Below are 9,105 nucleotides of genomic sequence, written 5' to 3' on the forward strand. Positions count from 1 at the left end.
GGGGTCTCATCGACACAGAGCTTCGAAGAGGCGAGCAGAAGCTGGCGCAGACGATGCCACAAGGGCTTCAATTCCTGGGCGGCATACCCGACCCAGAAGGCGAGCGTGGAACGGTCCAGCGCTATTCCGTGCGTCGCCAGCATCTGCGCCTGGCGGTAAAGCGGCAAATGCCAATGATACTCTTGGCATCGATCACATGCGCGACCAGTCGCTCGGTCGGCAATCCTCCCCTGATCAATCGCTCGGGAGCGGCGTGCTGGAGCACGATGCCGTGACAGGCGCGGCAGGCCAGTCTGGGTCGGCGGGTGACGATGACGCGATACTGTGCCGGTACGACGTCCAGCCTCTGGCTCTCATCGTGACCGATCTCAAAAAGGGCGCCTTCGCAGCACGGGCAGTAGGTTGCAGCCGGCAGCAGGGTTTCGACGATGCGCGGCAAATGCTCCGGCAACTGACCACGATTGGCTCTGCGCTCGGCAGCTCTCTTCTCGCATGTTTTGGGATTGGCACGATCTTCGGCTGCTTCGAGAGCCGCGACGGCCTGATCGATATCCTCCAGAACAAGCTGGAGCTGATCAGCGTCCAGCTTTTCCGAGGACCGACCGAACTGCGCATCTTTTGCAAGCTTGAGCAACCGCTCGAGCTTGGCGCAGCGATCCAGCAGAGCCGCGGCAAAGATACGCAACTCGGCCGGATCGCTCGGCAGCTCATCAGGCAAATCACTCATTGGCCCAAGTCTGCCATGCTTCGCGCCCCGATGCAGCGAAGATTTTACGTCCTACGCAAGTGCTTTCGGCTGCAGGATTCGAGGCGCGTGCATCCGCGTCCAATCCATGCCGGCCAGAAGCGCGGACAGCTGGGCGGCATTCATCCGCATCACGCCGGCTACGATGGGAGGCCATTTGAAGCCGCTGCCATCGAGCCGCTTCCAATACATCACAAGACCGCTGCCATCCCAAACGACAATCTTCACCCGATCGGCGCGCTTCGCTCGGAACACCACCGCCACGCCCTTCATCGGGTCATGGCCCAGCGTCTCCTTCGCCAACAGCGCCAAGCCCTCCGCACCTTTTCTGAAGTCCACAGGTTGCGTCGCCACGTAAATCATGAGGCTCGCGGGCGGCATCAGCATGAACGTATCCGTCGAAGCGCCAAGAACACATCACTCAACACAGCAAGGCCAGGCGTCCCTCGCACCTCCACTCGCGCCCCCTGGAGTTCAACCGTCACAATGGCTGCTTCCGGCGACCCGGTGGGCTCTGCGGCTGCCGGTAGCGCCGATTCCGATACCACCGGCACGAACGATAGCGTGTCCGCCGAAGCCGGCAGCACTAACTGGCCCAAACGCGCCCGGCGGCGCCAGTCGTGCACCTGCTGGGGTCGGCACCCATGGCGACGCGCGACATCTGTGACAATCGCCCCCGGCTCAAGGCTTTCCGCGGCAATCTGTGCCTTCAAATCGTCCGGCCAGCGCTTTCGACCTGCGCCTGCGTACACTTCGATACGCGGTGACAACGGTCGTCTTATGTCGTCCGAATGGTCGTCCATTGTGAGCACCCTTGCAGAAGATGACTCTTCTAGCGGTGCTCTCAGGATCGAGTACAAAAATTCTCAAGGGCCTCAACGCCACGCTTACCCTCGAGCACGGCACACATCAGCCTTACCGGATAGCTGTCGCGATGGTCCTCGATGAAGCGGAAGCTCATGTCCGGGTTCCGGCAAAGATCGCGATCGACTTTTTAAAATGTCGCGCTCCATGCGCAGCCGCTCGTTCTCCTGGCGCAGCCGGGCGATCTCCGAAGCCTGGTCCGCCGACATCGGCGTCGCCTGCGTGGTGGGCCGCCACGCCGCCGATGCCGGCTCCTGCCGGACCTTATCCACCCAGCGTCGTAGCACCCAGTCGCGCAGACCGAGCTCCTTGGCGACCGCCCCGATCGATCGACCGCTCGATACCTCCAGTTCAACGGCCTGGCGCTTGTAGTGCTCTGTGAACGATCGACGTTGACGACCTTGCATTCGACGCCTCCGGGCTCTCTGAGCCTACTACAGGTGTTCACTCATTCGGAGGAGGTTCAATCTTTCCATGACCACGGTAGAAACTTATGCGCCACAACTCGCTTTTGAAGAACGTGCATTCGCTTATGTACACCACGTATTGCGAAACGCGCCTCGAGAATGGATGATGGTTGGAATGAACGGAGAGTATACGAGTGTGCGAAGATATTTAAACGATAAAGTGTCGTACTTCGATTTGTATCAGAGACAACGTCCCGTTTGCCCTAAAGGTAAAGAATTGGTCTATCCAGAAGGGCTTGGTGCGCTAGCTCCTGGTTTTGAGGGAACGGCTTCGCGATCCGGAAGGTGGCATGGGCCACTACACTGCGCTGACTTTCTCAATATGGCGTACCCCATGGTTATGCACGATGACGAGAAATATCTTATCATTGCTTTGAACTCGTCGTCATTTCTAGCCGCTTCGCTTTGGGATGGCGCAATCGGAGAGCTCAGGGCAGAACAGAATGCCCGACTTACCAGATTCTTACTAAAGAATGAGGCGAAGTGCATTATCGTTCTTGTACATCACCACATCGGGTTTCCGTCCGACAAGCATCAGGAATTTGTGGAAGCTTTTGGCATCGGTGGCCGTATGCAAACCAGAGCCCTCGCGCTCCTCGAAGCGCGCGTCGTCGCTTATGCCATATCATTGCTTCCTAACTCTTATTTGTTTCATGGTCACATACACTTTCCTTTTGCAGCGCGGTTAGGCCGTGGTGGGAAGGTAATCTCGGGACCGTCTGTAACCGAATTTCGATTTGTGGCACGTAGCTGCCCCCGACGTGTGCGACGGCACGTTCGCAGTTGGCCCATCGCGACATAAATGAAGGTAAGGAAGCAGTTGACACGCTTCTCATACACCCTGTTGTTGCGGCCGTGAGTTTCGTCGGCTCGACGCCAAGTGCGCGCACATTTACGAGACCGCAACCCGGCACGGCAAGCGTTGCCAGGCGCAAGAACCATTTGTTCCTCATGCCAGACGCCGACATGGATCAGGCGGTGGATGCGCTCATGGGCGCTGCCTACGGCTCAGCCAGCGCGTTGCATGGCGATTTCAGTTGCAGTCCCGATTGGCGAGACGACTGCCCAACGCCTGATCAAAAAAACGGTCCCTAAGGTACGTGCGTTGTGCGGCGCGTCTATGGACGCCCCCGTCTTCGTCTCCATAACGCGCGATGAGGTCGCAGATGGTCATTCGCGCGGCCTGATTGAACAGCGGAAGCACCGCCTCGAATACCTCGCCCCCCACATTTTCGAAATAGACGTCAATGCCGGCTTGGCAAACGGCGGCGAGATCAGCCGATAGACTGGGCGAAAGATGGGAAAGGCAGGCATCGAAGTCCAGCTCGTGAGTCACAAACTTGCATTTGCCATCGCGCGGAGCGATCCCAATGACCCGCGCACCCCGTTGCTTGGCGAGTTGCCCGGCGATCTGGCCGCCCCCCCGGAGTAGGCGGTGAGCCCCAGCATTCCAAGCACGCCCACGGCCTGCGAGATGCGCCCGACGGACGGATCGAGCTTGCGCGGGACCATGTACCCCGGGCGCCAGGCCCCTTCGCCGATGAGCGCATACTCGGTCCACCGGTTGGTGTTGAAAACGAAGTCGCCGACCGCAAATCCGTCCATCCGGCTCTCGGTAACCTGAGAGACGGTTGCGCGCATGGCAGGAGCGCCTTCTGGCCCAGTGCGCTCCCGCTGGTAGTACAATTGATATGGGGCTGAGCGACACATAGATGGTCCGCGTCAGCGCCTGTCTCAAGGCGGCCACCGGGACTGCACCCTCCTTCAGCACGAACGTGTCCTCCTGTGGCCATCCCGCCACGGGCTCGTCCCTCAAGGTCCAGGATCGATTTCTCACGACTCTCCCTCTCCTTGTGGGCACCGCCCCTTCAGTCTCAAGTCCATCATCCATCGGGTCTGGTTATATTCAGCCGACCTGTGCATGGGGGGCTCTCTGCCTTCGCTAGTGTTCTGTTCCGGAAATCCGCTGTCAAAGTGGCGCAAGTTTCTGGAGGATGGAATCGGCAGTTAGCCGTCCACATGAAGGGCTGTGAATTTGCGTTTTTAGTGCGAACGAAACGGTGGATTTTTTTGACAGGTCGGCGGTGGAATCGAAGGAGCCACAACGAATGGCGCGTTGGTTGATGAGCGCGAAAAAGCGTTCGATCTGGTTGAACCAGGGGGTGTAGCTTGGCGTGAAGTGAATGTGCTAACGCGACCGGCTGGCGAGCCAGGCCTTGACCTTTAGATGCTTGTGGGTGGCGTAGTTGTCGATGACCGGTTGGGCCGGCACATTTGCTTCGATGTGACGCAGGAAGGCGAGGAGCTCCTGGTGATGGCGGGGTTTGAATTGAATGATGATTGCGCCGTCGAGCACATTGAGGGCGAAGAGGGTGGTCGTGCCATGAGGCTGTCGACACCCTCGATGTAGCCGAACCCCATAGGAAGCATCGGAAGGCGGATTGAGATAGAGCCCGACCACGTCGCGCAGCTTCTCGAGAAAAAAGGATCGGTCGAGAGTTTGAAGCTGCGCCTACGATGGGGCTGCAGACCGAAGAGTTGCAACAGGCCATGAACCGTGCTTTTGGCAATTCCCGTTTTCTTGGGCGATGGCACGCATTGCTCCAATGGGTTGCGGCTTTGGGCTTGCGAGGGAGTGTCTTGGTGATCAGCTCGGCCACAGCCTCATGCTCAACAGTCCGAGGCCTGCCGGTACGCATCTCGTCGTAGAGACCCTCGATGCAATATGCGATGAAGCGATTGCGCCATTTTCCGATCGTCTCGGGACCGACACCAAGCCGCGTCGTCACGACGACGTTGCTCGGCTTGCGTTCGCAGGCCCAGCACGATCTTTGCTCGCAGCGTCAGCGCCGCAGGGAGCGTTATGGCCGTGAGCTGCGTGCGTTCATCTCTGGAAATCGCCAGCATCGCCTTCGGGCGTCCGGTGCGGATCGGGTATTTCCTTCGATCAGGATACCCGATACCCATGCAACATTTATGCTGCGAATTTGCGGGACAGAACACTAGCTTGCTTGGTCATAAATTATGATAGTTACTTTGACTTGAGATGGCTCTGATGCAAAAAGGGCATCGAGACAATGTAGACACGAGAGCAGCGCTCAAAGTTCTCCGAGCGGTGTCAATCGAATTTGGAACGTGCCGTTCTGGCCCGCAATGGTGGATCCTCTCGGCCCACAACTTTTGGAAAAGCGCTGCCATCAAGCAACGGATCGGCGGCACCGCCGAAGCGGATTTGGCATCCGTCCGCAGCTTCCAACTTGGCCATCCGTTACACCTCTTCCAGGTCAGCGAGGTGGAGGAAAGCGTTCGCGCAGCGACTGCTCCCACCGCGCGAGCGTCACTCCGGCGCCGCAGTCCTGTGAGCGCAAGCCCTGCAGCACTCCGATGAGACCATCGTCGAGTGTCTCCTGATATTGGGCGGCAGTCATGTTCTCGGCCGACGCTTGCGCGTCCGCCTGCTCCGAGAGAATGTTCACAAATGAGTCGGTGTACTCCGGCCCGGCTTCGAACTTGGAATACTCCGTGCTCCCGGCCCCCCTTCTTTTCATCAAATAGGTGCGCGTGTCAGCCTCGCCGCTGCCGACGAAGTAGGTCCGCATGGGCCCCATGACCGGCCGGCGCAGCCCGAAGGAATAACGCACCGCGTCATCGATCTCCTGCACCGTGGCCAGACCATCGTGTACCAGTCGCAGCGCCTCGCGCCACGCCGCCGTCTGCAGCCGGTTTGCGAGAAAGCCGTAGACCTCCTTGCGCACGACGAGCGGGTGCATCCCCAGCGCGCGAAACATCTCCGCCGCCCGCGGCAGCATCTCGGGCGCCGTGCGTTCGCCGGCGCACAATTCCACCAGGGGCACCAGGTACACCGGCTGGAACGGGTGTGCGACCAGCAGGCGCTCGGGGCGCGGCATCTGCGCCTGCAGCAGCGACGGCTGCAGCATCGAGGTCGAGGAGCAGATCAGGGTCTCCGGTGCAGCCGCTCGGCAGGCAGTTGCGAGCAGCTGCTGCTTGAGCTCGAGGCGCTCGGGCGCGTTTTCCTGCACGAACTCCACGTCGCGAACCGCGTCGGCGACTGACTCAACCACCGTCAGAGAGCCTTCAGCAGGCAGCGGAACTTGCGTCAGCTTACGAAATGCACGCCGCGCATTGGCCAGCATCTTCTGCGCGCGTTCGACCGCACGAGACGACGGGCTATACAGCCGCACGTCGACTCCGTTAAGGAGAAACCGTGCGGCCCACCCGCTGCCGATCACCCCGCCCCCCAACAGTCCTACCGCTCGCGGCAGCCTGTCAGGGAAGACGTTTGAACTTTGAGACATGAGCTATAACCTTGGCCTTTTTTTTGACATGAACCTTCAGCTTGAGCCTTTCGCGCATCTAATCCGGGCTCATCACCCGCCCCTTCCGTCAAGCATCTCTGCCGCCCGCTGTATGAGTTCGCTGTTGATCGCCAGCCGCCCGGCGAGAGAGGTACAGGTTGTCTTACACGTTCGCGCCGATCAACGGCGCCAACGCCGCGTACGGAAGCTGCATGTGTCCGAGAAGGCTGAGTAAACAGCGCGGGCGAAAGCTGATGCACCGATTGCTATCAGCGTATTCTAATCGTTCGGCACGCGGTAGCCAATCGCCATGCACACCCGGATCAATGGCGCACCGTCAATCAGCCCGTCATTGATAAGATCGCTGCCAACTTCAGATGACCGGCATCGAACACTTCAAGCTCAGGTTCCCCCGAGCTGTTGCGGGCGGGCGGCCATCGCGTGCAGTATCCCCTTGGTTATTGACCATGAGGTGCTCCTCGTCGGCCTTGCTCTTCATCCACCCGCATCCGTCGTGCAGATCTCGGGGCGCAGTTCTTCGACGTGGATGAGCCGCTCAAACAGATTCGTCACGTACGTCCCTCCTGCCCCTGCTGCCAAGTGCAGCGGAGAGTTCGCCTCACCTGGCATGACGCTGCACCCCCGACCATGGTCAGGTTGATCACCGGATTTACATCCGATTCCCTAATACGCCACACCACTGCCCCACACCGCGCCGGCTCCAGCGGGCTCTTCCGGCTCTTGAGATCACGCACGTGGACGTGTATCGCCGCCGCTGCCGCCGAGTCGATTGCCGAGTCAGCGACCTCCTGTGATGAAGACCTCTGATACCATTCGTACCTTCTCCTCTCACTCAAGCTTGATCTGTGCTAGTCAGGTCATGATTAAGTGTTCTCTCATGATGTTCGACGCTTTATGTTCACCGCTTTCGGAATGCTCTCGCTTTGCATTTCCGAGCGTAAACAGCGTCAGCGCATTGATCAGGATCAACCGAACGGCCTCATCGGAAACTCCTGGCGACAGGGAGGCTTTGAACACCTTCGCTGCGGCAGCCCTCATCCCAGCAATCGGCGTGCCACTCGCGGCACCTGCGCGGATTGCCCAGCAAGAGACAACACGTGAGCCAGCAGCCTGCTCTTGGACGACACTGTCGGATTTCCGGCACCGGCGTAGTTAACTGGACACGGCTGGCATGACACCGTGGAGCTTTATGAGACTCCGGTCGCCTCTCGTGCCTAGCTTGGACGAGTGCTTGATGATGACGCCCTCAGCGGCTGCCGCCCTCGACATTAGTGCATCGGCTGGCATCATGCGTTTTCGGTAAGCCTCCGATGATGCTTACGATTACCCACATTTTTTGAGGCCCGGCCCAACCGAAAACTTGAGTCGCCGGAATCACTTATGATTTTTTGATGAGCACCTGATTCGAGAAGAGGTGCTCTATGGGACTGACTTCACGCGCCCGGGATGAGAAGGCGCATCGTTTGGCGTCTGACGCGGTGACTTGGTTTGATCGTGAAGCTGCGCTGTGCGAATTCCAGGACGCTCGACTTGGCGAGAGATTTCGCATGCTGCTGGAGCAAATTGGTGGAGACATCGGACAGAGCATTCCGATGGTTTGCCGAGACTGGGCGAATACCAAGGCGGCCTACCGTTTCTTCTCCAATGAACGAGTAAGCGAGGCCGACATCCTATCTGGTCATTTTAAATCGACGCGGGAACGTATCGCGGCTGCGAAAGGGCCTGTTCTTGTTCTGCATGATACGACCGAATTCACCTATCAAAGGGAGCGCCCGGATCTGATCGGGATGATTAAGCGCATCCCCAAAGGCAACTCTCGAAGATTGGACGGAAAACCCCAAACGTACACGACATGCGGAATATTGATGCATTCGAGCCTTGCGATGACCCTTGAGGGGCTTCCACTGGGGCTCAGCGCCGTGAAGTTCTGGACCAGAAAGAAATTCAGAGGGGTCGCTGCGCTCAGGCGCGAGGTCAACCTGACACGGATCCCCATTGAAACCAAGGAGAGCATTCGTTGGCTGGAGAACCTCAAGCAATCCACGGAGCTTTTTGAGAAGCCATCGAAGTGCATCCATATCGGTGATCGTGAGGCCGATATTATGAGTTGTTTTGCGCCGTGGCAAGCAGTCGCGGTATCCAGCTTTGACTTTGACAGTGATCCACGCTGATGAAAGAGGAGCGACAAAGAACAGAAAGAAGATTGAATGGAAACTCCTGACCGATCTTCCGGTGCAATCGCGCGGGGACGCCATCGAGAAACTTGAATGGTATTCCCTGCGATGGAAGATCGAGGTCTTCCACAAGATATTCAAATCCGGCTGTCGGGCAGAGGACTCGCAACTGCGGACTGCTCAGCGATTGACGAATCTGATCTCGGTGTTCTGCATTGTGAGCTGGCGCATTTTTTGGATGACGATGCTCAATCGTTCAGCACCAAATGCCTCACCGGAATTTGCGCTGACCAAAGCTGAAATCCAATTGCTTGATCGGCTCGTCAAAGACAAGAATCCAGTCAGCAAACGAAGGACATTGTCGCATTATCTCATCAAGATCGCCAGGCTCGGCGGCTATCTCGCGCGCGCCAACGATCCGCCACCAGGGAATCTCATCACGTGGCGCGGACTATCGCGTTTCATCGATATCGCAACGGGAGCGAAGCTCTGACTCAAAGATGTGGGTAATCGTAAGC

General features: G+C 58.5%; 11 protein-coding genes and 2 pseudogenes. 3 read left to right on the plus strand and 10 right to left on the minus strand.

From position 1 onward, the window contains the following. The 4 genes and pseudogenes from GA0061098_RS42915 to GA0061098_RS42930 all read right to left on the minus strand — a co-directional run. A pseudogene (locus tag GA0061098_RS42915) lies at nucleotides 1-727 on the minus strand (IS66 family transposase); the annotation flags it as partial. 51 nt (nucleotides 728-778) lie between these two features. Next, entirely contained in the window at nucleotides 779-1,132 is a 354-nt protein-coding gene (gene tnpB, locus GA0061098_RS42920; RefSeq protein ID WP_091968098.1) for an IS66 family insertion sequence element accessory protein TnpB, read from the minus strand. Next, nucleotides 1,126-1,548 carry an IS66-like element accessory protein TnpA gene (gene tnpA / locus GA0061098_RS42925; protein WP_091968101.1) on the minus strand — a complete coding sequence of 141 codons (423 nt, stop codon included), beginning with the start codon at nucleotides 1,546-1,548 and terminating at the stop codon, nucleotides 1,126-1,128. Before tnpA ends, tnpB begins: the two co-directional genes overlap by 7 nt. An 84-nt stretch (nucleotides 1,549-1,632) precedes the next feature. Continuing rightward, entirely contained in the window at nucleotides 1,633-2,016 is a 384-nt protein-coding gene (locus tag GA0061098_RS42930; protein WP_091968104.1) for a transposase, read from the minus strand. A 915-nt stretch (nucleotides 2,017-2,931) separates the two neighbouring features. Here GA0061098_RS42930 and GA0061098_RS46825 point away from each other — a divergent pair. Then, the gene (locus GA0061098_RS46825) at nucleotides 2,932-3,171 is read left to right on the plus strand and encodes a hypothetical protein (protein ID WP_245323999.1); all 240 of its coding nucleotides are present in this window, start codon (nucleotides 2,932-2,934) and stop codon (nucleotides 3,169-3,171) included. Here the strand turns inward: GA0061098_RS46825 and GA0061098_RS47700 are convergent. From GA0061098_RS47700 to GA0061098_RS42965, 6 genes and pseudogenes are all read right to left on the minus strand, one after another. Further along, nucleotides 3,110-3,487 (minus strand): zinc-binding dehydrogenase, encoded by a 378-nt coding sequence (locus GA0061098_RS47700; protein ID WP_430649309.1) that lies wholly within the window; start codon nucleotides 3,485-3,487, stop codon nucleotides 3,110-3,112. The two genes, GA0061098_RS46825 and GA0061098_RS47700, sit on opposite strands and share 62 nt — an antisense overlap. Continuing rightward, nucleotides 3,409-3,717: an MDR/zinc-dependent alcohol dehydrogenase-like family protein gene (locus GA0061098_RS45550; RefSeq protein ID WP_165637983.1), complete on the minus strand. Its 309-nt coding sequence runs from the start codon at nucleotides 3,715-3,717 to the stop codon at nucleotides 3,409-3,411. Before GA0061098_RS45550 ends, GA0061098_RS47700 begins: the two co-directional genes overlap by 79 nt. A 328-nt stretch (nucleotides 3,718-4,045) precedes the next feature. Further along, a pseudogene (locus GA0061098_RS42945) lies at nucleotides 4,046-5,007 on the minus strand (helix-turn-helix domain-containing protein). A 353-nt stretch (nucleotides 5,008-5,360) separates the two neighbouring features. Continuing rightward, entirely contained in the window at nucleotides 5,361-6,392 is a 1,032-nt protein-coding gene (locus GA0061098_RS42950) for a 3-hydroxyacyl-CoA dehydrogenase NAD-binding domain-containing protein (protein ID WP_091968107.1), read from the minus strand. 569 nt (nucleotides 6,393-6,961) lie between these two features. Continuing rightward, nucleotides 6,962-7,249: a 3-keto-5-aminohexanoate cleavage protein gene (locus GA0061098_RS47705; protein ID WP_091968112.1), complete on the minus strand. Its 288-nt coding sequence runs from the start codon at nucleotides 7,247-7,249 to the stop codon at nucleotides 6,962-6,964. A 16-nt stretch (nucleotides 7,250-7,265) separates the two neighbouring features. Continuing rightward, nucleotides 7,266-7,451: a hypothetical protein gene (locus GA0061098_RS42965; RefSeq protein WP_091968115.1), complete on the minus strand. Its 186-nt coding sequence runs from the start codon at nucleotides 7,449-7,451 to the stop codon at nucleotides 7,266-7,268. A 383-nt stretch (nucleotides 7,452-7,834) separates the two neighbouring features. On the opposite strand from GA0061098_RS42965, the gene GA0061098_RS46835 reads away from it, so the two are divergent. Together GA0061098_RS46835 and GA0061098_RS46840 are read left to right on the plus strand one after the other, a co-directional pair. Then, nucleotides 7,835-8,584 (plus strand): IS4/Tn5 family transposase DNA-binding protein, encoded by a 750-nt coding sequence (locus GA0061098_RS46835; protein WP_245323996.1) that lies wholly within the window; start codon nucleotides 7,835-7,837, stop codon nucleotides 8,582-8,584. Continuing rightward, nucleotides 8,571-9,080: an IS4 family transposase gene (locus tag GA0061098_RS46840; protein WP_245323997.1), complete on the plus strand. Its 510-nt coding sequence runs from the start codon at nucleotides 8,571-8,573 to the stop codon at nucleotides 9,078-9,080. Before GA0061098_RS46835 ends, GA0061098_RS46840 begins: the two co-directional genes overlap by 14 nt. The last annotated feature ends 25 nt before the right edge of the window (nucleotides 9,081-9,105 follow it).

The sequence above is a fragment of the Bradyrhizobium shewense genome, assembly GCF_900094605.1.
In the GTDB taxonomy this organism is placed as follows: Bacteria; Pseudomonadota; Alphaproteobacteria; order Rhizobiales; family Xanthobacteraceae; genus Bradyrhizobium; species Bradyrhizobium shewense.

What these genes read in the sequence shown, in the direction of transcription:
- tnpB (WP_091968098.1), bottom strand. Translation starts at nt 1,132, where the DNA reads ATGCTGATGCCGCCCGCGAGCCTCATGATTTACGTGGCGACGCAACCT.
- tnpA (WP_091968101.1), bottom strand. Translation starts at nt 1,548, where the DNA reads ATGGACGACCATTCGGACGACATAAGACGACCGTTGTCACCGCGTATC.
- GA0061098_RS42930 (WP_091968104.1), bottom strand. Translation starts at nt 2,016, where the DNA reads ATGCAAGGTCGTCAACGTCGATCGTTCACAGAGCACTACAAGCGCCAG.
- GA0061098_RS45550 (WP_165637983.1), bottom strand. Translation starts at nt 3,717, where the DNA reads ATGCGCGCAACCGTCTCTCAGGTTACCGAGAGCCGGATGGACGGATTT.
- GA0061098_RS42950 (WP_091968107.1), bottom strand. Translation starts at nt 6,392, where the DNA reads ATGTCTCAAAGTTCAAACGTCTTCCCTGACAGGCTGCCGCGAGCGGTA.
- GA0061098_RS42965 (WP_091968115.1), bottom strand. Translation starts at nt 7,451, where the DNA reads ATGAGGGCTGCCGCAGCGAAGGTGTTCAAAGCCTCCCTGTCGCCAGGA.
- GA0061098_RS46835 (WP_245323996.1), top strand. Translation starts at nt 7,835, where the DNA reads ATGGGACTGACTTCACGCGCCCGGGATGAGAAGGCGCATCGTTTGGCG.